General features: G+C 28.0%; 15 protein-coding genes and 1 pseudogene. 14 read left to right on the top strand and 2 right to left on the bottom strand.

The features are described from left to right. Nucleotide 1: 1 nt before the first annotated feature. The 4 genes and pseudogenes from tnpA to OIF33_RS00515 all read left to right on the top strand — a co-directional run. Nucleotides 2-357: pseudogene (gene tnpA, locus OIF33_RS00530) on the top strand (IS200/IS605 family transposase); the annotation flags it as partial. Nucleotides 358-660: 303 nt separating this feature from the next. Further along, nucleotides 661-1,224: an NAD(P)-dependent oxidoreductase gene (locus tag OIF33_RS00525; protein ID WP_322502270.1), complete on the top strand. Its 564-nt coding sequence runs from the start codon at nucleotides 661-663 to the stop codon at nucleotides 1,222-1,224. A 74-nt stretch (nucleotides 1,225-1,298) separates the two neighbouring features. Further along, the gene (locus tag OIF33_RS00520) at nucleotides 1,299-2,129 is read left to right on the top strand and encodes a hypothetical protein (protein ID WP_322502269.1); all 831 of its coding nucleotides are present in this window, start codon (nucleotides 1,299-1,301) and stop codon (nucleotides 2,127-2,129) included. 229 nt (nucleotides 2,130-2,358) lie between these two features. Beyond that, the gene (locus OIF33_RS00515; protein ID WP_322502268.1) at nucleotides 2,359-3,564 is read left to right on the top strand and encodes a class I SAM-dependent rRNA methyltransferase; all 1,206 of its coding nucleotides are present in this window, start codon (nucleotides 2,359-2,361) and stop codon (nucleotides 3,562-3,564) included. 191 nt (nucleotides 3,565-3,755) lie between these two features. On the opposite strand, the gene OIF33_RS00510 is transcribed toward OIF33_RS00515, so the two are convergent. Beyond that, on the bottom strand, nucleotides 3,756-4,223 hold the full coding sequence (locus tag OIF33_RS00510; protein ID WP_322502267.1) for a DUF1097 domain-containing protein: 468 nt from the start codon (nucleotides 4,221-4,223) through the stop codon (nucleotides 3,756-3,758). A gap of 426 nt (nucleotides 4,224-4,649) precedes the next feature. Here OIF33_RS00510 and OIF33_RS00505 point away from each other — a divergent pair, with 426 nt between their 5' ends. The 6 genes from OIF33_RS00505 (at nucleotide 4,650) to OIF33_RS00480 (ending at nucleotide 13,219) form a co-directional block, all read left to right on the top strand. Then, entirely contained in the window at nucleotides 4,650-6,368 is a 1,719-nt protein-coding gene (locus OIF33_RS00505) for an ABC transporter ATP-binding protein (RefSeq protein ID WP_322502266.1), read from the top strand. A 3-nt stretch (nucleotides 6,369-6,371) separates the two neighbouring features. Beyond that, a complete protein-coding gene (locus OIF33_RS00500) occupies nucleotides 6,372-8,204 on the top strand; it encodes an ABC transporter ATP-binding protein (protein ID WP_322502265.1) in 1,833 nt (610 codons plus the stop codon). 206 nt (nucleotides 8,205-8,410) lie between these two features. Next, nucleotides 8,411-8,818 (top strand): MarR family winged helix-turn-helix transcriptional regulator, encoded by a 408-nt coding sequence (locus OIF33_RS00495; RefSeq protein ID WP_322502264.1) that lies wholly within the window; start codon nucleotides 8,411-8,413, stop codon nucleotides 8,816-8,818. 47 nt (nucleotides 8,819-8,865) lie between these two features. Then, nucleotides 8,866-10,764, top strand: a complete 1,899-nt coding sequence (locus OIF33_RS00490; RefSeq protein WP_322502263.1) for an FUSC family protein — start codon at nucleotides 8,866-8,868, stop codon at nucleotides 10,762-10,764. 454 nt (nucleotides 10,765-11,218) lie between these two features. Then, the gene (locus tag OIF33_RS00485) at nucleotides 11,219-12,406 is read left to right on the top strand and encodes a M20 family metallopeptidase (protein ID WP_322502262.1); all 1,188 of its coding nucleotides are present in this window, start codon (nucleotides 11,219-11,221) and stop codon (nucleotides 12,404-12,406) included. Between the two features lie 168 nt (nucleotides 12,407-12,574). Beyond that, the gene (locus tag OIF33_RS00480; protein WP_322502261.1) at nucleotides 12,575-13,219 is read left to right on the top strand and encodes a helix-turn-helix transcriptional regulator; all 645 of its coding nucleotides are present in this window, start codon (nucleotides 12,575-12,577) and stop codon (nucleotides 13,217-13,219) included. 171 nt (nucleotides 13,220-13,390) lie between these two features. Here the strand turns inward: OIF33_RS00480 and OIF33_RS00475 are convergent, their stop codons facing one another. Next, entirely contained in the window at nucleotides 13,391-14,140 is a 750-nt protein-coding gene (locus OIF33_RS00475) for a GntR family transcriptional regulator (protein ID WP_322502260.1), read from the bottom strand. A 407-nt stretch (nucleotides 14,141-14,547) separates the two neighbouring features. On the opposite strand from OIF33_RS00475, the gene OIF33_RS00470 reads away from it, so the two are divergent. The 4 genes from OIF33_RS00470 to OIF33_RS00455 all read left to right on the top strand — a co-directional run bounded on the left by OIF33_RS00470 (nucleotide 14,548) and on the right by OIF33_RS00455 (nucleotide 21,459). Continuing rightward, nucleotides 14,548-15,939 (top strand): MFS transporter, encoded by a 1,392-nt coding sequence (locus OIF33_RS00470; RefSeq protein WP_322502259.1) that lies wholly within the window; start codon nucleotides 14,548-14,550, stop codon nucleotides 15,937-15,939. A gap of 227 nt (nucleotides 15,940-16,166) precedes the next feature. After that, nucleotides 16,167-16,319 carry a hypothetical protein gene (locus tag OIF33_RS00465; protein WP_322502258.1) on the top strand — a complete coding sequence of 51 codons (153 nt, stop codon included), beginning with the start codon at nucleotides 16,167-16,169 and terminating at the stop codon, nucleotides 16,317-16,319. A gap of 132 nt (nucleotides 16,320-16,451) precedes the next feature. Next, on the top strand, nucleotides 16,452-17,546 hold the full coding sequence (locus tag OIF33_RS00460; protein ID WP_322502257.1) for a peptidase S41: 1,095 nt from the start codon (nucleotides 16,452-16,454) through the stop codon (nucleotides 17,544-17,546). A 367-nt stretch (nucleotides 17,547-17,913) separates the two neighbouring features. Continuing rightward, nucleotides 17,914-21,459 (top strand): beta-N-acetylglucosaminidase domain-containing protein, encoded by a 3,546-nt coding sequence (locus OIF33_RS00455; RefSeq protein ID WP_322502256.1) that lies wholly within the window; start codon nucleotides 17,914-17,916, stop codon nucleotides 21,457-21,459. Nucleotides 21,460-21,547 lie beyond the last annotated feature (88 nt).

Below are 21,547 nucleotides of genomic sequence, written 5' to 3'. Positions count from 1 at the left end.
TAAGAAAAAACAAGAAATAGGTAAGATATTAAGATAGCTTTGTGGATGGAGAGGCGTTAAAATAGTAAAAGCGCACGTTTACATAGACCACATATAAATGCTTGTTGAAATACCACCTAAAATGAGTGTTTCAAGCTTTGTTGGATTTTTAAAAGGTAATAGTAGTCTTATGATTTTTGAGAAACTTGCAAATTTAAAATATAAATATGCATTTCTGGTGCAGGGGATTTTACGTTTATACTGTCGGAAAAAATAAGAAGGCAATTGAAGAATATATATAATCAAGAACAAGAAGATATGATAGCTAATCAAATTAGTATAAAGGAATATATTGATACTTTTAAGAGTAGTAAGTAAAGAAGTATGCGGTTGGTAGTCCAATTTAAGCATCTTAAGACGCAATGGAGGTAGCTATGCCCTTATAGGGCTAAGTAAATACCACCAACTAAGATGGTGGATTTTTATTAAAGATAATATTTTACTGATAACTAAGATTGAAAGAACAAAGCTATATAATTGAAAATTGAAAGTGCTTGGATTAGTGGATTTTAATAAAGGAGTTATGTAAATATCTATAGTATTTTATATAAATTTAATTCATATAATAATTAATTGTGTCATATTGATTAAATTATATAACATTTAATTTATGAGGATATTATGGTAGGAGATTCTAGTACAAAAAGAAAAAAACAAGGAGATTTTTATGAAACTCCAAAATGGGCAATAGAAGCTTTATTAAAGAGAGAAGGATTTGATGGTATGATTTTAGAACCATGTTGTGGAAAAGGTGCTATAAGCAAGGTTTTAGAGGAATATGGTTATAAAGTTAAGTCATCAGATATTGCAGCTGAAGATAATATTTATGGAGAAAAAGGAATAGATGTATTACTAATAAATAAGGTAAGTGATAATATAATTACTAATCCTCCGTATAATAGAAATATACTAAATAAAATAGTAGAGCATTTATCAACGATATATGTAAAAAAGATGGCTTTATTATTGAGATTAACATTCTTAGAAGGTGAAGGAAGGCGAGAGTTATTATCATCGTTACCGTTAAAGTCAATATATGTTTTTTCTTCAAGAGTTACTATGTATCCAGAAAATGAAGAAAAACCTAAGAATAGCGGAACAACTGCATATGCTTGGTTTGTATGGGAAAAAGGATACGTAGGACAACCTGTAATAAACTGGATTTATGATAAAGAATGTAAGTAAAAAGGATACTAATATTGTATATAAGTTTATAGTTTGATAGATACTAAAGATAAAATTAGTTTTATGGAGGAGTTATGGGAACATATTGTGTAAAAATAAATAAAACTATGTTAGAAAGTGGAAAGATAACAATAGCTAATGATGAGATAGATGCATTAATTGATATTTCTAAATGGAAAATAGGTCATGTTGAAGAAGTTAAATTGAAATTTAATAATAATATATATGATGGTAAAATATCTTATAGGGGTAGAAAAAAAGGTAATCCATACTATCAATTATCTTATTATAAAGATTTGAATAAAGCATTAAAAAAAGAATTTATCCATACCTTTTTAGCGATTAAAACAGAAGAAATACCATATGATGAGAATAGTAATTATTATATAACTACTGATGGAATCAATAGAGAAGTGCTACAATTAAAGTCTAACAAAAACGGTGTAATTGAGATAATACCATTTTTAAAAATTAAAACAGAATATGATGAGTTTTTTAAAAAGATAATACAATGGAATGTATTAGATTTAGAACAAAGTGAAACTAATGAAGCTGTTGAAGATATTATTCAGTATTCATCAGAATGGATACCAATAGATGAATTATTTAAGCATAAAGAAGTAAAAAATATAGTGTATTATTTATTAGATGATAATAATAAGGAAATATATATAGGGTGTTGTGATGAATTAGGAAAAAGAGTTAAACCAAAGAGAAAAGAAATACCAGGGTGGAATATGTTTAAATATGAGGTAATAAAACCTAGATATTGGGATATTAAAAAAAAGATAGAATCTCACTCTATTAGAGCATTTGCAAGTTTTTTAGAAAATGGAGCTAATGAACCTTATTTTAAGATATCAGATTATAAACTAAATAATAAAAGTTGGGCAAGATGTAAATAAAAAGATGGTCGAGGATACTAATAGTAACGCCTCGCCTCCACCATATAAACCATGATATAAAATCGTGGTTTTTTTATTTTAATATATTTAGGATAGAGTGAGAATTTATTAAAATACTAAAATGATATTACTAATGATATAATATTTAAGAAATAGATTTTTTATAAAAATTAAGTTTATTACATTAAGAAAAAATGAAAAATAAAAAACAAAAGATTGGATGGAAAAGATGAAAAAAGAAATTACCATAAAAGTGAAATCAAGATATGTAGATAAATTTAAAAGTGGATATCCATTAATTTTCAAGGAAGCCATAATAAATTTTGATGCTTTTAATAAAGAAGGAGAGCTAGTTAAATTAGTAGATGAAAAAAACAGATTCGTTGCAAGAGGATATCATGGAAAGCAAAATAAAGGCTATGGATGGATTCTTAGTACTAAAGAAAATACAAAGATAGATATAAGTTTCTTTGAGAGAAAGATAATATCTGCATTAAATAAGAGAGCGGGGCTTTATAGAAGTAAGGATACAAACGCATTTAGAGTGTTTAATGGAGAAGGAGATGGTATAGGCGGTTTAACTATTGATTACTTTGATGGCTATTACTTAATAAACTGGTATAGTAGAGGTATTTATAAGTTTAGAGATGAGGTGTTAAATTCATTAAAGAGAATAGTTGAATTTAAGGCTATTTATCAGAAGAAGAGATTTGATGAGAATGGTGCTTACATAGAAGAAGATGGATTTATAATGGGGGAAAGAGGAAATTTCCCGATTATAGTAAAAGAAAATGGAGTTAATTTTGCCATATACCTAGATGAAGGTGCAATGGTTGGAGTATTCTTAGATCAAAGAAATGTAAGAAGAACTATTAGAGATAAATATTCAAGAGGAAAGAATGTTTTAAATACATTTTCTTATACAGGAGCATTCTCTGTGTATGCAGCTTTAGGGGGTGCAAAAAAGACAACAAGTGTTGACCTTGCAAATAGAAGTTTACCAAAAACAATCGAACAATTCAGTATAAATGGAATAGATTATGAAGCTCAGGATATAGTCGTAGAAGATGTATTTAATTACTTTAAATATGCTGTTAAGCAAGGAGTAAAATATGATTTAGTTATACTTGATCCACCTAGTTTTGCTAAGTCAAAGAAATTCCAATTTAGCGCGGCTCATAATTATAAGGATCTTCTTAAAGAAGCAATTGCTATAACAGAAGATAATGGAGTAATAGTGGCTTCTACAAATTGTAGTAATTTTAATATGAAAAGATTCAAAGAATTTATAGCTACTGCATTTAGAGAAATGTATGGTACTTACAAAATTTTAGAAGAGTACTCATTACCATCAGATTTTAGAATTTCAAAGGAATATGAAGAAAGTGATTATCTTAAGGTTGTATTTATTAAGAAAATCAGGGGTCACTTTTAATAGAATACTAGATACTTTAATATAGAGTAAGTATTGAGTTGGAGAAATTTAAAAAATTCGTTTGAGTATATAGTGTTAACTGTACATTTTATGAAGGTATTGAGATAATGTGGAAGTAAAAAGTAATTAATAAACATAAATTTTAAAACCTCAGTATTAATATAATTTAATGCTGAGGTTTTTAGTATTATTTATTTAGATCTTTTAGGATTTTTACTAAATACATCATGACAGTATATTCCTATCTTTTGTGATATATATCCTAACACATTACCACAAAGCAATGCTGGTACAACTGCTTGCCAATTTCCGTTTAATCCAAAGGTTGAGAAACAACCACAAAATGCTCCTGATATAAATTCGAATTTCTTAAGCTTTGCTTGTATTACCATCATAAAAGAAAAGAATGCTGTTAAAAAATAAGACCAATATTCATTTGGGAAAATAGATGATCCCTTTATAATAAGTAAAGCGTAAATAATACCTGTTGCATTTGAGCAAAGAGATCTAAAAAGACCTTTAGCCATTCCACCTGATGAATAGTAACTAGTCCACCCAACAAATCCAGTCCAACTTACCATTCCAAATACTGCTGCCATCCATGCCCAAACTCCAGATAGTACTCCAACGCTAATTGCTACGAAAAAAAGTACGTCCATAAAACTTTATCCTCCTGTTAGTATCTCCTAAACTTTAATCCTAGTGTTTTTTATCATACCTTAATATTTTATCCAAAAGTAAACCTTTAATCAACTAATTAATTTACAAAAGCTTAATATATAATTTTATTGGAAATTATTAAAAAGTAATATTAAACTAGCTATTAATTTTTTTTAAAACTATTATAATGAATAAAGGCCATAAGCAATTAGTAGTGATAGAGAAAATATATATTTTACTGGCACAAAGCTTAAAAATATGCAAGAATTATATAGTAATAAGATTAATAAGTTATTAATAAATAATATTAGTTAATATAAAAAAAAGACTATATTTTAAACTAATATTTATTTTAGATATATATAATCAATATTTATTTAAAATATAGATAAGTGGAAAAGAAATAAAGAAAAGGAGAGGGAAAAGTGAGTTTTTATAGCAAATATTTTAAGAGATATAAGCTTCCTTTTTTAACTGCTATAATTTGTGTAACTATGGAAGCTATATGTGATTTACTTGGACCGACTCTTATGTCTAACATAATTAATTTAGGAATAGATGGAGCAAACCTTTCAAGTGTTTATTACTGGGGAGGATTAATGCTTATAGTTACGGGGCTTGGTGCCTGTTTTGCTATAACTCGTAATATATTAGCTTCTAAGGTTTCTCAAAGAGTTGGTGCAGATTTAAGGTATGATTTATTTAGAAAAATATTATATTTTTCGGAAAATGGATCAGATAAAATAGAAAGTGGTTCTCTTATTACACGTATGACAAATGATACTTCGCAGATTGTACAATTTATAAATGGAATTATGCGTATATTTCTAAAAGCTCCTATAACTTGTATAGGAAGTATTGTTCTTGCAACAATACTTAATTTCAGGCTTTCTTTAATTATTTATGGAGTTGTAATCATAGTTGTGGGACTTATAGTAGTTAGTATGAAACTTAGTTACCCACGATTTTATAAGTTACAAAAATCAATAGATAAGGTTAACTCTGTAGTTCAAGAATACTTAATAGGAGTTAGGTTAGTTAAGGCATTTTCAACTTATAATAAGGAAGAAGAGAAATTTGGAGAGGCTAATAATACATTAATGAAAAATAGCGTTTCTTCTCAGATGATTATAACAATAGTATCCCCTCTTATTACTTTCACCGTTGGAATAGGAACAGTAATTGTAATATGGATTGGAAGTAAGCTTTTCTCTTTAAATCTTGCAAATCCAGGAGATATAACAGCTTTTACAATATATATGGCACAAATTCTTACCTCTTTAATAATGATAACTAACATATTTAATACTTTTGTTAGAACAAAGGCATCTACTGCACGTATTAAAGAAATATTTAATTGTGAGGATGATTTTACTGAAAAGGGAAAAGTTTCAGAGTTAAAAGGAAAAATAGAATTTAAAAATGTTACTTTTTCTTATCCTAATGGAAGTGGAATACCGGCTATTAATGATTTAAGCTTTTCTTTAAATGCTGGAGAAAAATTAGCTATTATAGGACCAACAGGAAGTGGAAAGTCCACAATAGTTTGGTTATTATTAAAATTTTATGATGTAAATAAAGGAGAAATCTTAATTGATGGAAAGAATATAAAAGACAAGGAGGTAGACCTTCTTAGAAGAAGCATTTCTATTGTGCCTCAAAAGCCAATGTTATTTTCAGGGTCTATTAGTGATAATATCAAATGGGGAGATAAAAATGCTTCAGAAGAGGAAATAAAAGAATCAGCAAAAAAAGCTGAGGCATCTTTTATTTATAATATGCCAGAAGAATTTCAATCTACCTTAGGTAGTGGAGGAGTTAATTTATCTGGAGGACAAAAACAGAGAATTTCTATAGCACGTGGAATTATTAAAAATGCCAAGATACTTATTTTAGATGATGCCACTAGTGCTTTAGATGCAGTTACGGAGAGTAAAGTTAGAGATAATATTAATTCCTATATGAAGGATGAAACTGTTATTACTATTACTCAAAGATGTGGAACAGCTATGGCTTCAGATAAAATTTTAGTTATGGATAATGGAGAAAATGTTGGATTTGGAACTCATAGTGAACTGATGAAAAGCTGTGATATTTATAGAGACATTTATAGAACTCAAATAGAAAGTAGCAAGGAGGCATAAATTATGGGAGAAACATATAACAAATCACAAGCAAAAATGCCTTCTATGGGAAAAGGTGGTGGAGGTCCTAATAGGTTTGCTCCTAAAGCTAAGCCTAAAAATGCTAAAGGAACTTTACTTAGAATAATTAAAATATATATGAGATGGGGAAAAACTATATTTTTAGCTATATTTTTAACTGTTATTTCATCAATTATAACAGTAAGTATTCCTTATTTTGTTGGTAAAACATTTAATTATTTTGATATAAGTACAAGAACTGTAAATACCAAAATAATTATGTGGATTTTAATTATTATAGTAGCTCTTTATTTATCTAACTTTATAATATCAAGTGTTAATGAAATAATTATGTTAAAAGTATCTCAAAAGTTGGTACATGCTTTGAGAACAGAGTTCTTTCGTAAAATGCAGCATCTTCCTTTAGATTTTTATGATAAGAGGTCTCATGGTGATACTATGAGTAGAATTACTAATGATGTAGATAATATTAGTTCTACTTTAGCTCAAACTACTACACAACTTATATCAAGTGCTTTAATCTTGATTGGATCATTTTTAGTAATGATAAACTTAAATTTTTATCTTACATTAGTTGTACTTTTATGTATTCCTTTAGTAATTTTATTAACTAAAATAATAGCCTCTAAAAGTAAAGCTTACTTTTTATCTCAACAAAGAAGTCTTGGTACTTTAAATGGAGTTATTGAAGAAAATATTTCAGGATTAAAAATGGTTAAAGCCTTTGGAAAGCAAGAGGATGTATTAGAAGATTTTAAAGCAATTAATGAAAAGTTATATAAAAGTAGTAGTAAGGCACAAATATGGTCAGGGTTTATGATGCCTTTAATGAATGTTATCAACAACTTTATATTTGCTGTAGTTGCCATTGTAGGAGGAGTTTTATCAGTAGCATTTGGATTAGAGGTAGGAACAGTTGTAAGTTTTTTAAGCTATTCAAAACAGTTTTCTAGACCTTTAAACTCCTTAGCAGGAATGTTTAATACAATTCAATCTGCACTGGCTGGAGCTGAAAGGGTTTTTGAAATTTTAGATACTGCAGAAGAGATAAAGGATGTAGAAGATGCAGTAGAATTACAATCAGCACAGGGAAATGTAGAGTTTAAAAATGTAAGTTTTTCTTATGATAAATCAAAACCAATATTAAATGATATAAGTTTTGATGTTAAGCCAGGTGAGGTAATTGCCTTAGTTGGAGAAACAGGAGCAGGAAAAACTACTATTGTTAATCTTCTTACACGTTTTTATGATGCAGATAGTGGGGATATTCTTATAGATAATAAATCTATAAGAAAGTTAAAGAGAAATAGTCTTAGAAAATGCTTTTCTGTAGTGCTTCAAGACACATGTTTATTTACAGGAACAATTATGGATAATATAAGATATTCTCAAAGTTCTGCTTCTGATGAGGATGTAATTAAAGCATCAAAAATAGCTCATGCTCATGAATTCATAAGTAAATTACCAAAGGGGTATTACACTATGGTTTCAGGATCTAATGATAATTTGAGCCAAGGACAACGTCAACTTATAGCTATTGCAAGAGCTGTTTTATGTGATAGTCCTATACTTATTTTAGATGAAGCAACTAGTAGTGTGGATACTAAAACAGAGAAGGATATTCAAAATGCTTTAGTTAAATTAATGAAAAATAGAACGAGCTTTTTAATTGCTCATAGACTTTCTACTATTAGAGATGCTGATAATATTATGGTTGTTGGAGATGGAAAGATTCTTGAAAGTGGAAACCATAAGAGTTTAATGGATAAAAAGGGATATTATTATGAGATGGTAATAAGCCAAATGGGAAATTAGATGAATCATGAAAAGATAAATTATAAATGCATGAATATATCTTAATCTAAGATACATTCATGTGTTTTTTTTATTTATAAAGATTTATAGGCATATTATAAGCAATATAGAGATTCATAGGGCTAGAATTTGATTATTATAAATTTAGGTGATATAATTACCTAGGTAATTATTACCTAGGTAATTAAATGAAAGGTGGAATAAAAATGGATTTGTACGGACATAAAGTAAATCAGTTAGCTAGAAATTTTACAAAGAAACTAAATGAAAAGATTGCTCCTCTTGGTCTATATTCATCACAGTGGGGTATTATATTATACTTACATGAAAAAAATCAGTGTACCCAAATTGAACTGTGTCAATATCTTGGGGTAGAGGCTCCAACAATTACTAGGACATTAACTAGAATGGAGGAAATGGGATTAGTAATCCGAAATGAAGGAAAGGATAAGCGTGAAAGAATTATAAAGTTAACAGAAAAAGCTTATGAAATGTTTCCTAAATGGAATGAAGAAGCTAAGAATATAGAAATAGAGGCTATAAATAATATTGATAAAGAAGAACTAGAGACTTTTAATAGTGTTTTAGAGAAAATGATGAATAACTTAGATTAATAATATGAATTTAATAGAAATTATAAATTAATAAAAAAGGAGTGTACATGGATAAAACTATAATAAAACAATTGTTTAAAATTAATAAAACTCCTTTTCCTTGGCAAAGAGCAATAAATGCTGGAATATGTGCAGGATTTCCAGTAATTATAGGTGTTTTGATAAATCAAATTCACTTAGGGTTATTGGCTGGAATAGGAAGTTTTTCATATTTATACGTTATAAATGAACCATATGCTCGGCGTGCAAAAAAAATATTTTTTTGTGCTCTTGGTATTAGCTTGTCAGTTGCATTAGGAACTTTATTAGCACCATATCCAATACTTATTATCTTAATGGTAGGTTTTATTGGAGGAATTGCAATTTTTATATTTGGTGTTCTTAAAATACAAGGTCCTTCTGCAATGTTTTTTGTATTAAGTTTTTTAGTATCAACAGGAATGCCTATTAATCAATCAGAAGTCTTTATACGATTTTCTGTAGTACTTATGGGTGGGCTTTTTTCATGGTTAATGAGTATGAAAGGATATTTTTTAAATCCACATGGTCCTGAAATAAAAGTGATTAAAAAACTTTATTTAACCTTAGCAGATTTTAGCGAAGCTATTGGTAGTGAAAATATTAATGATATGCGAAATAGAACTGTAAATGCTTTAAAGGAAGCAGAAGAAATTCTTTTAACAGGATATATTCCATGGAAGAATTCATTCTTATTTAATCGATTATCTCTTTTAAATGAAGAGGCAAATAAATTATTTTTAGAAATGCTTGAGTTACATGTCAATAAAAATAAGAAATTACCAAAAGAATTTAGTGATATGATAAGAAAATTATCTATGGCAATTGATTTTAAGGATGAAGAAAAAGTTAAAATAGTTCCTTATAAGAATTTAGATAAGGATTATGATAAATTTTTACAAATAATCTATGATACTGAAGCTATTATTAATCTACCATTAACATACATTGGAAGAGGTATTAAGATTTCAAAAACTTCAATAATTAGGAAATTTACGAGAGCTTGCAATAAGGATTCAATAGTATTTATTAATGCAGTTAGATATGGAGCTGTTCTTTCCATATCAGGCATAATAGCATTTAGCTTACCATTTTCAAGACCTTACTGGATACCTCTATCCTGTGCTGCCGTCATGTCAGGTTCAACTGTTATATCAACCTTTCATAAATCTATCCAGAGATCCTTTGGTACGATTATTGGATTAATCATAGCTATTATTATTTTGAAAATTCAACCAGAAGGCTTTATGATAGCTATAATTAATATGCTTTTAACAGCACTAATAGAGCTTTTTATTGTGAAAAATTATGGCATAGCAGTAATGTTTGTCACGCCAAATGCTTTACTTATAGCAGAAGCATCAACTCAAATACATAATGTTACTTATTTTGCAACAGCACGTATTACGGATATATTAGTTGGATCTGCTATTGGATTAATTGGTACTTATATTATTGGACGTCGTTCAGCTTCTAGTAGATTACCAGATTTAATAGTAAAATTAATAGATAGTCAGAAGAAATTACTAGTTCTTTTATCAACTAATAATAAAGAAAGTAAGAATGATATGACAAAAGATATGAAAGAAAAAATGGGATTAGACCTTATGAATCTTAAGGTTGCATATAATACCGCATTAGGTGAGATACCTCGTAATGAGGAAATGCTTGAAATGATGTGGCCTGTATTTTTTTCATTAGAGCATATTAGTTACTTACTTGACCAATATTGCACAACCAAGGGATATTTAAGCCTAGCTGATGAGGAATTATCACAAATGTTACTTGTATTAGAGAAAATAGCAATATCTATTGAACAGAGAATAGATATAAAACCTAAAAAAGTTTCTAATATAGAAGAAATATCTCAAATTTGTGAAGAATTTAATGCAGTTCAAGAAGCACTGACTATAAAAAGTGGCTACTAGAAGAATATAAGTTTATGTAAAATATAGTGCTCTTATTAAAGAAAATTATACTGTGTTTTTAATTTGAATGTATATTATTATGAGATGGTAATGAGTCAAATAGGAAAGATAAAAAAATAAAAATATATGAAGTCTAAAATTCACAATAATCTTATTGTGAATTTTTTTGTTTTGTAAGTAGGTAATTAAGTTAAAAATTTAAAAATGATAAAAGGATAGTTTATTAAAAACATAAATAGTTAAGTCTATATATTTGTAGATCATAAAGAAGTGTATATAGAATATATGAATATATTGAGGATAAAATATAATTGTTGTAAAAAAAATTAAGGTTCATAAATATAAAATAAGACTATATATGACTAGTTTAGAGTTTAATATATGAAATGAATACATAATATTATTGTTTTATGTATTTATAAATCAATAATTAAGTTAAGGAAGGAGTGTAGAAATGAATAGTTTTTTAAAACAAGCTGAACAAATAAAAGAAGACTTAATAGAGTATAGAAGAACAATACATAGAAATCCAGAGGTCGGTTCAGAATTGCCTAAAACTAAAGCTTATGTAATTAATAAATTAAAAGAGTTCGGGTATGAACCAAAAGAAATTTGTGAAAGCGGAATAGTGGCAACTATAGAAGGAAATAATCCTGGGAAAACATTTTTATTAAGAGCAGACATGGATGCATTACCTATGAAAGAATCTACTGAATGTGATTTTAAATCAGTTAACGGTTGTATGCATTCTTGTGGACATGATATGCATACTACTATGCTTTTAGGAGCTGCTAAATTGCTTAAAGAAAATCAGGATAAAATTGAAGGTAGTATTAAATTAGTATTTCAACCAGATGAGGAAGGATTCACTGGGGCTAAAAAAATGATAAAAGCGGGAGTACTTGAAAATCCTAAGGTTAATGTGGCAATGGCCATGCATGTTCACTCAGGAACACCTTCAAATGTAGTGTTATATGGTCTAGGAGGACCTAGTATAGCTGGATGCAATAGGTTTAGAATAGTTGTAAAAGGAAAAGGATGCCATGGAGCAATGCCAGAAACAGGAGTAGATCCTATAAACATAGCTGCACATATATACATATCTTTACAAGAAATTTTAGCTAGGGAGACATCTGCTACTGAACCAGCAGTATTAACAATTGGAAAGTTTGCTGGTGGAGATGCACCAAATATAATACCTGAAGAAGTGATCATGGAAGGTACGATAAGAAGTTTAAATAAAGAATTAAGTAAATTTATTTTTGATAGAATGAATGATATAGTAATATCAACGGCAAAAATGTTTAGAGGTGAAGCTAAATTGATTGAATTATCATCAGTGCCACCTTTAGAAAATAATACAACTCTAGCTACTGAACTTGGGAGCTACATAAAAGATATAGTTGGTGAAAACTCTATTATTTCTTTTGAAGGTGGTGGAATGGGATCAGAAGATTTTGCATCTTATTCATATAAAGTACCTAGTGCTTACTTTATGCTAGGGGCAGGTACAAAAGAAGAAAATGAATTATATGGGTTACCAATGCATAATGATAAAGTTACATTTAATGAAGATATATTAGTTACTGGTGCAGCTATTTATGCATATAGCGCAATTATGTGGTTAAAAAATAATAAGTAATAATCTTTTCAATAGATAAAATATAAGATAAATAAACTATAATAAAAATAGTTATAAAGTTTTGTTTTAAGATTAACCAATGTGCACATTAATATAATTATTTGTACATTGGTTAATTGATTTAAAAGAAATTAACTAGATAATAATTTATAGTGAGGTAATATACAAATGAGGATATTAGAAATATTATTTTTCTTATTAAAAAGTAATTCTAAAGTTACAATAAAAGAATTAGCAACAATGTTTGAAGTATCACCTAAGACTATACAAAGGGATTTAGACAAGCTATCTATTTTAGGTATTCCTATAATTACATATAGAGGAGTAAATGGAGGAATAAAATTAGACGAAAATTATATAATAGCTAAGTATATTCTTACAGAAAGTGATTATAAAAATTTAATATTATCATTATATATTTCTGAAAATATAATACAAAATTTAAAGAAAGCAGATCTTATTGAAAAATTTAAACTTGTTAATAATAAAAAGTGTACTGAAGTATTAGATGAAGTAAAGAATAGATTTATAATAGATTTAAAAAAAGAGAATTTTGAAATTAAAGATAGTAGATATGAGATTATTAATAAAGCTTTAGATAATAAAAACTTTATAGTATTAGATATTAATGGATCAATATTTGAGGTTTTTCCAATTTCTTATGTTTTAAAAAATGAAGGGTTATATTTATATTGTTATGATATTGAATATAAATTAATTTTAATAGATATTATATCCAATATTTCAGAGTGTAAAAAAGTTTACAGTGGATCTATAATTAAATATGAAGAAAATATAAAAATTTATTCTTAATTAAATGAAAAAGTAAGGGAATAAAACATGATAGTTGTAGACAAGCTTAATAATTACATAAACTATCGTAATAGACAAGGTATAAATCTACAAAAAAAGATGATTTCAGTAAATTTCTGAAATCATCTTTTTTATATCTTAGTTTATACAATACATTTTTAATAGTGTAAATTATTCTTTCTTCTTTGCCTTTATTCTAAAAGTACTGTATTGAGAAGGAATATAGTATTTGTTGAATAATATTGGTGGAGAATAATCATTAGGATATAATGTTTCTAAAATTAGATCACATTGGTCTCCACCAATAAGTTTATATTTTTGATTTGGTGGATTACCAGCGGATGAATGTTTTATTTCTAGAATAGAACTTTCTGCTACTTCATAAGACTTATTTTCAAGGAAATCTAATAATTGAGCTTCATCATTTAAATCTATATTCATTTCTTTTATTGTTTCAACAGATACAAAGGTAAATGCATAAGCTAAAACTTTGTTATTACCTTTATAATAACGCTCGCAAGCAACAACCGCTGGAGATTCTTTTTCTAAGACTTGTCTTGTATAATCACTTTCAAGTTCTAAACGAAATATCAATTCAACATCGTCAATTTTTTCGTTATGACATTTATATATGGGGTTACCTATTAACTCTAAAAAATCTTGTTGAGTACATTTTTCAGGAGAAGTTATAAAATTCCCTTTACCATGTATGTTTTTTACTAGACCATCATCCTGTAATAATGCCAGTGCTTGACGTAAAGTCATACGACTAACTCCAAACATTTTTGCTAGTTGAGGTTCTGATGGTAATTTTGAATTTAAAGGGAATTTACCACCAATAATCATCTTATATAATTCATCATATACAAATGTATATAGTAATTTTTTTGAATTTTTAATATCTTTTGGAGTGATTTTCATTTTAACACCTTACTTATTATAAAAATTTATACTTAATAAAAATAGTATATCATATATTCACATTTCTTTGAATAAAGCAAAGATAATATAAGGGTGAATATAAGTATTTTAGACAAGTTGATTCTAGAAAAAATATATTTTCCAGTGTAAAGCATTGTAACTATGTTAAAATAAGGATTTAAAAGAGTGTTGAAATCGAAATCAATATGTGTTAGTATTAACTTGTCTAAAATATTAATAAAAATTAGACAAGTTCTATTTGAGATTAAACAAGATTTTCTTTGTTTAATCTGTAAACGATTATTGGGAAAGGATGAAGTTAAAGAAAAATAGACAAGCTTAAACAAATTAATTTGTAAACGATTGTTCAGAAACACAAATGAAAAGGAAAAAGAGAGGGATACAAAATGGAAGTTTCACTTAATACGTCAAATAATGTTGAGGAGGTAAACATTAAAAAAGCGGTACCAGCAGTATTGTCTTTAATGATTTTTGCGTTGGTTATTGATAATTCATTTAAAATTATTTCGCCAGATTTAGCTAAGGCTTTTAATATATCAGCTAGTACTGTTAGTTGGCAAGTAACTTTAGCTGGATTAGTCATTGGTATTGGAGCAATTGTATATGCTTCTTTATCAGATTCAATAAGTGTTAGAACACTATTATCAATAGGAATTTTATTAATATGTGTTGGTTCATTGCTAGGTTTTATTTTTCAAAAGTCATTTTTAATGATAGTTATTTCAAGAATAATTCAATCAGCAGGATTAGGAAGTGCAGAAACCTTATATGTAATATTTGTAGCAAAATATTTTAAAGAGAGTGAACATAAGAAATATTTAGGATTTAGTACAAGTAGTTATGCTATTTCACAAGTAATTGGTACTATTACAGGTGGATATATATCAACATATTTAAGTTGGCAAGTGTTATTTTTAATTCCACTATTAACTTTAATAATATTACCTTTTATTTTAAAGTATATTCCTAAAGAAAAAGCTAAAGCTGGGAATATTGATTTTATAGGATTTATATTAGTTGCATCAGTTGCAGCAACACTAATGCTTTTTGTTTCAGAATTCCAATGGATATTCTTAGTTGGATTTATAATTGCACTTGTATTATTCCTTACATACATAAGTAAAAATAAAAATGCTTTTATCAGTATTAAATTTTTTACAAACAGAAACTTTATATCAGTATTATTTGTAGCTTTTGTTATATATAGCGTACAACTTGCATTTATATTTATGTTCCCATTTTTAGTTGAATCTATATATCACTATAGATTGGATCAAATTTCATTACTTTTAGTTCCTTCATATGTTTTAGCAGCTACTGTAGGAGCTTTATCAGGAAAAGTTGCAAAGAAAATTGGAAGTAAACAATGTATTCAAATGGCTATAATAGGAATAGCAATTAGTCTTGTTTTAGGAGCCTTCTTCATAGAAACATCAGTATTAGTATTTGTTTTTGTAATGATACTATTTTCATGTTCATTTGCTTTAATGTATGCACCTATGATTGATACATTAACAAGAACAATACCTAAAGAAAAAACAGGAACTGCTATTGGATTTTATAATTTCTGTTTAAACATAGCTGCCTCAATAGGTATAACATATGTAGCAGTATTTATGGAATCTAAATCTTTAGGAAAAAATATTACTGGTCTTTTCAATAATGCAATAGCTATACAATATAGTAATGTATTATTAGCATTAGCAGTTATTTCTGCAGTAGCATTTTTATTATATTGGAGTTTAATTGGAAGAAGAGAGAAGACTGAAAATAAATAAATTTTTATCATAAAACCTCAATAGTACAGAGATGTATTATTGAGGTTCTTCTTTTATATCTACTATTGTTGGGTGGCCCTTATGAAGAATGAGGATTTAGTAAGATAAATAACAAGGAAAAAACAAATTTAAATTAATATTTAAATTTTATATATAATTTTTAGCTATAACACTAAGAATAATATAGTATTGAATGATAAATATAAATATTATAGGAGGTGAGAAAAATGGGTAATAAACATAGAAATAGTAAAAAGAAAATGGCATCTTTAGGACTCAGAAAAGATGAAAATGGAGATTATAAATATATTGATCCTAATGATACAACTTCAGAATTTGTTCCAGTAAGAAATAAGATGTCAAAGTCTCTAAAGGATTAATAATTATACATAAAAACCTCTACAATACAAAAATGTATTGTGGAGGTTTTTCTTTTATTATAATATAGAGAAGAATTTAAGGATAAAATTTATAGCAAAGAAAATTAGCTTTTAAAGCATAAAGGAGAATTTATGGAAAGTACATGGGAGAAAAAGTGGATAGAGGACATTGATTATTTAAAGGAAGAACTTAAGAAAAAACATAAAAATCTATTTGCTTATACAGAGGAAGAAGTCTTTAATAAGAAAATAGAGGATTTAAAGAAAATAGTTAATGAGTTGGATTATGAGGAAATGAAGGTGGAAATATCAAGAGTTGTGGCTTCTCTTAAGGATGCGCATACTTCACTAATATTTCCTGCTAAAAGATTTATTCCATTAAAATTTTATTATTTCAATGATGGAATATATATTATAAATACTTCTAAGGACTATGAAAATCTGCTATTTAAAAAGGTTATAGCCATAGAAGGTATGAAAATAGAAGAGGCATTAGAGGAGCTTTCTAATATTATTTCCTTTGAAAATGAGTATTTCTTTAAGGCACAAAGTATGAAATATCTCCAAATAGCAGAAGTTTTGTATGGACTTTTGATTGTTGATAATATGGATAAAATAAAAATAACCTTAGAGGATGGAGACTATGAGGTTTTAACATGCTCTATTGAAAACTTAGTTTATACAAATGAGAGACTCCCTATATATGCTAAACATGATTCCGAGAATCTTTGGTTTGAAATTTTAGAGAGTGGAGAGTTATATATAAAATATAATAGTTGTAGGGAGTATGGAGAGGAAAGTATAGATAAAAAAATTGAGAATATAATAGCTTTAATTGAGGAGAAAAATATACAAAGAGTAACTGTAGATATAAGAAACAATTTAGGTGGAGATTCAACCCTACTCACTCTATTAATAAATTATATAAAGAATAATGAAAAGATAAATAATAAGGAGAATTTAAAAGTGGTAATAGGAAGAGAAACCTTTTCTTCAGCTCTTTTAAATGCTTATAGCTTTAAAAATGACACCAATGCAAAAATAATTGGGGAGCCTAGTGGAGGAAAGCCTAATTGTTATGGTGAAATTTTAAGAATTACATTACCGAATAGTAAGTTTGTAGTTACTTATTCTACAAGATTTTATAAACTTATTGAGGATGATTCAGTTATGGCTCTTTATCCAGATGAAATTATTTTAGAATCAATAGAAGACTACATTAAGTAATTAGATAATTTAGTGAAATAGATTTAAGTATAAACACATGAATATCTTAGATTAAGATTTTCGTGTGTTTTTTTATTTGAATTTTTTTAATTATTCAATTTCTAAAGTTTATTCAAAGATTCTCTTAATACTAGCTATAAGTTTTATTGGTGAGTTATTTTGATATAGCCTTTTTTTATGAATTTTAATAGTATTAGTATCCTTATTGTGAATAAAATTTATGTCGTATTAAAGGTTAGGAAATTATCCTGAAAGTATAAATCTACAATTAAATTAATATATTGACATAAAAGTATATAAATGGTAAAGTGGTTTTGATGTAAAGTATAATTAAAAATTGAAAATGGGAAATTAAGGGGGAAAAAGAATGCGGAAAGAAAGTAACAAACTAATTTGGCTTGTTAGTAGAGTTATGACTTTAGTCATGATGGTAACTTTATTATCAGGCTTACCTGTTAAAAATGTACTAGCTACTGAGATGAAGGAAACAAAGGGTTCAGAATATGAAATCTATCCAATTCCTCAAAGTATAGAATATGGAAGTAGTGTAGTAAATTTAACGAATGATGCTAATGTCATATTTGAAGAGGGAATTGATCAGGCTACAAAAAATAGACTAATAGAAGTTTTATCAATTAAGGGAATTAATCATGAAGTAAGTAATGAGATAAAAGAAGATAAAACAAACTTCCTAGTTGGAATAAACAACTCAGAAGAGATTGTAGATAAATACTTTACAGAAAATAATTTAGTAGATGATGCTCACTTTGAAAAGAATGATGCACATATGGTATCTGTTAAGGGAAATGTAATTGCCGTATTAGGTAAAAATACTGATTCAGCATTTTATGGTATTACATCTTTAAAAGCAATATTTAATCAATTAGAAGGAAATGAATTAAAGGAATTATTTATTAAAGATTATTCAGATGGTCAATGGCGTGGATTTATTGAGGGATATTATGGAATTCCTTGGAGTAATGAAAACCGTATGGACTTAATGAAATTTGGTGGAGACTTTAAGATGAATGCATACATCTTTGCTCCAAAGGATGATGAATATCACAGTCTTAAATGGAGAGAACCATATCCAGCAGAAAAATTAGCTGAAATTGAAGAGATGGTTGAAGTTGGAGCTGCAACAAAGAATAAGTTTATATGGACAATACATCCTTTCTTAAAAGATGGAATGAATTTTGATTCTGAAGAAAATTATAAATCTGACTTAGAAAAAATAATAGCTAAGTTTGAACAATTATACAGTGTTGGAGTACGTCAGTTTGGTGTTCTTGCAGATGATGCTGAAGGAGATGCTTCAAATCAAGTACAACTTATGGAAGACTTAGAAAAGTGGCGTTTAGAAAAAAAAGATGTATATGAATTCATATTTGTTCCTAAAGTTTACACAAAGGAATCAGCAGGTGGAGATGTTAATAACGAATACTTAAATACTATTGGTACAATGCCAGAAAGTATTGATATCATGTGGACTGGTGATGTAATACTTGGATATGTAACTCAAGATACATTTGAATTCTTTGAACAAGCTGTAGGGCGTCAAGCATTTATGTGGCTAAACTGGCCTGTAAATGATATAAACAACAAGCGTTTATTAATGGGTAAGGGAGAAATGTTAGATCCAACAGTTACAAACTTTAAAGGGATTGTAACTAACCCAATGCAAGAAGCTCAAGCTTCAAAAGTATCATTATTCGCTATAGCTGATTATGGTTGGAACAGAGCAGATTTTGATGTTGATAAGAGTTGGGAAGATTCTTTCAAATATATAGATCCAGATGCAAGTGAAGAATTACATACATTTGCAAAACATATGAGTGATCCAGCTCCAAACTGGCATGGGTTATCTTTAGAAGAATCTGAAGAATTAAGACCAACAATAGAAGAGTTTACAAGAAAGTTATGGGCTAATGAGTCTATAATAGACTATAGTAAAGTTATTTTAGATGAATATCAAGAGATTTTAGATGCAACTAATAATTTTGCAACTAAATCTAAGAATGAATTATTAAAAGGTGAAATTAAAGGGTGGGTTGATTCTTTAAGAGATTTAGCAGAATCAACTATAGCATATATAAATGCTGCTGTAGCCTTTGAAAAGGGTAACTATGAGCAAGCTATAAAGTATTATGTTTTAGGAGAAGATGAGTACACTGCTTCAAGATCTCATAGAACACCAGTATTAAATGGACAATCTAGACCAGAACCAGGTACAAGACATTTAATACCTTTTGCAAAAGACTTATCTAAAATTATAGGAGATAATATTGATCAAGTTATAAATCCAGACACTAAGAAGTTAACACTTCGTCCTTATACGAATATGAGTCCATTATATTGGGGACATGTTCAAAGTATAGCTGATGGAGATAATACTAGATATTCATGTATGTGGATACGTAATGCAGCTAAAGAGGGAGACTATGTTGCCGTAGAATTAAATGAAGTAACTGAGGTTAATAGTATTATATTTGAGCAAGGTCAAGACGAAGGAGATGCATTTAACTATGGAAAGTTCCAATATTCAATGGATGGTGAAAATTGGACAGATGTAGATGGTGTTGATTATGGACCACAGATGCATAAGATTGTTGTAGAAGATTTAGACATAACAGCTAAATATTTAAGATTTATTCCTACTAAGGAAATATTAAATAACTGGATAGCTGTTAGAGAATTCTCTGTTAATAAAAAAGATGAAAGCAATATGAAGTTAGAAGCTTATACTAATGTAGAAGAATTAGAAGAAAACCAAGTAAGTGTATCAGAGGAAAAAGCTTCACTTGTAGAATTAAATGATGTTAAATTATCAGAAGGCCAATATATTGGAATTAAGTTAAATAAACTTAGAGAAATTACTAATATAACTGCTGACTTCACAAAAAATGATGAATTAGTATTAGAGTCATCAATTAATGGAGTAGAATGGACAGAAATAAAAAATCTATCTGAAGTTATAAATGCTCGTTATGTTCGTATTTTAAATAATACAGATAATGATATAACTTTTGATTTAAATAAATTAGAAGTTGAGTATTCAAATAATGATGTTAATTTTGATATTAGACCAACAGCAGAAGCCAAGTTTGAACCCAAGAATTTAATTGATGGAAAGTTAAATACTGCATTTAAGCCATTAGGAAGTGCTCCTAAAACAGGTCACTTAACTTACAGACTTTCTGACAGAACAGATATTAAAAACTTTACAATAATACAAAATCCAAATACAATTTCTAATGCAACAGTATCTGTAAGAAATGAAAATGGATGGGCAGAAGTAGGAAGCTTAGATAAGAGCTTTAATGAATTTAGTACAGCAGCATTTGAGAATGTATTTGAAATAAAAGTTGAGTGGGATGGTTTTGCACCAACTCTTCATGAAATAGGACTTTCAACAATTAAAGAAGAGGTTCAGGTAGATAAGTCTAAATTAGAAGAGGTAATTAAGGAAGCAGAAGATCTTGAAGAGGAAGATTATACAAAAGAATCTTGGACTAACTTACAAGAAAAATTAAATTTAGCTAAAGGAGTTTTAGGTAAAGAGGATGCTACTCAAGAAGAAGTAGATAATACAGTAAAAGCTTTAAGTGAAGCAATTACTGGATTAGTTAAAAAAGATGATGCTGAAGGTCCTGTGGATCCTGAAGAGCCAGAAAATCCAGAAGAACCTGAAGAGCCAGAAAATCCAGAAGAACCTGAAGAGCCAGAAAAACCGGAACAACCAGAAGAACCTGAGAAGCCAGAAAATCCAGGAGATTCTGAAGAACCAGAAAATCCGGAAAAACCTGAGGGTAGCTTACCAAACACTGGAGGAGCTTCATCATCAGTATTCTTACAATTAGGATTAGCTATGATGGCATCAGGAACTTTTGTTTTAAAGAGAAAGAAAAAGTAATAACTTTTGTTGATTGATAAAAAAGGAAATTTGTAATAAGAAAACTGCGTAGGTTTATAATCTACGCAGTTTTTTTTATAAGTTAAAA

This window comes from Clostridium sp. LIBA-8841 (assembly GCF_034439435.1).
Classification (GTDB): domain Bacteria; phylum Bacillota; class Clostridia; order Clostridiales; family Clostridiaceae; genus Sarcina.
The sequence above is the reverse complement of the archived record's forward strand: the minus strand, read 5'-3'. Positions and strand labels throughout refer to the sequence as shown.

Excerpts from the sequence above, each read along its gene's own strand:
- OIF33_RS00500 (WP_322502265.1), top strand. The coding sequence starts at position 6,372 with ATGGGAGAAACATATAACAAATCACAAGCAAAAATGCCTTCTATGGGA.
- OIF33_RS00475 (WP_322502260.1), bottom strand. The coding sequence starts at position 14,140 with ATGAAAATCACTCCAAAAGATATTAAAAATTCAAAAAAATTACTATAT.
- OIF33_RS00485 (WP_322502262.1), top strand. The coding sequence starts at position 11,219 with ATGAATAGTTTTTTAAAACAAGCTGAACAAATAAAAGAAGACTTAATA.
- OIF33_RS00460 (WP_322502257.1), top strand. The coding sequence starts at position 16,452 with ATGGAAAGTACATGGGAGAAAAAGTGGATAGAGGACATTGATTATTTA.
- OIF33_RS00495 (WP_322502264.1), top strand. The coding sequence starts at position 8,411 with ATGGATTTGTACGGACATAAAGTAAATCAGTTAGCTAGAAATTTTACA.
- OIF33_RS00515 (WP_322502268.1), top strand. The coding sequence starts at position 2,359 with ATGAAAAAAGAAATTACCATAAAAGTGAAATCAAGATATGTAGATAAA.
- OIF33_RS00480 (WP_322502261.1), top strand. The coding sequence starts at position 12,575 with ATGAGGATATTAGAAATATTATTTTTCTTATTAAAAAGTAATTCTAAA.
- OIF33_RS00510 (WP_322502267.1), bottom strand. The coding sequence starts at position 4,223 with ATGGACGTACTTTTTTTCGTAGCAATTAGCGTTGGAGTACTATCTGGA.
- OIF33_RS00525 (WP_322502270.1), top strand. The coding sequence starts at position 661 with ATGGTAGGAGATTCTAGTACAAAAAGAAAAAAACAAGGAGATTTTTAT.
- OIF33_RS00455 (WP_322502256.1), top strand. The coding sequence starts at position 17,914 with ATGCGGAAAGAAAGTAACAAACTAATTTGGCTTGTTAGTAGAGTTATG.
- OIF33_RS00465 (WP_322502258.1), top strand. The coding sequence starts at position 16,167 with ATGGGTAATAAACATAGAAATAGTAAAAAGAAAATGGCATCTTTAGGA.
- OIF33_RS00520 (WP_322502269.1), top strand. The coding sequence starts at position 1,299 with ATGGGAACATATTGTGTAAAAATAAATAAAACTATGTTAGAAAGTGGA.
- OIF33_RS00490 (WP_322502263.1), top strand. The coding sequence starts at position 8,866 with ATGGATAAAACTATAATAAAACAATTGTTTAAAATTAATAAAACTCCT.
- OIF33_RS00470 (WP_322502259.1), top strand. The coding sequence starts at position 14,548 with ATGGAAGTTTCACTTAATACGTCAAATAATGTTGAGGAGGTAAACATT.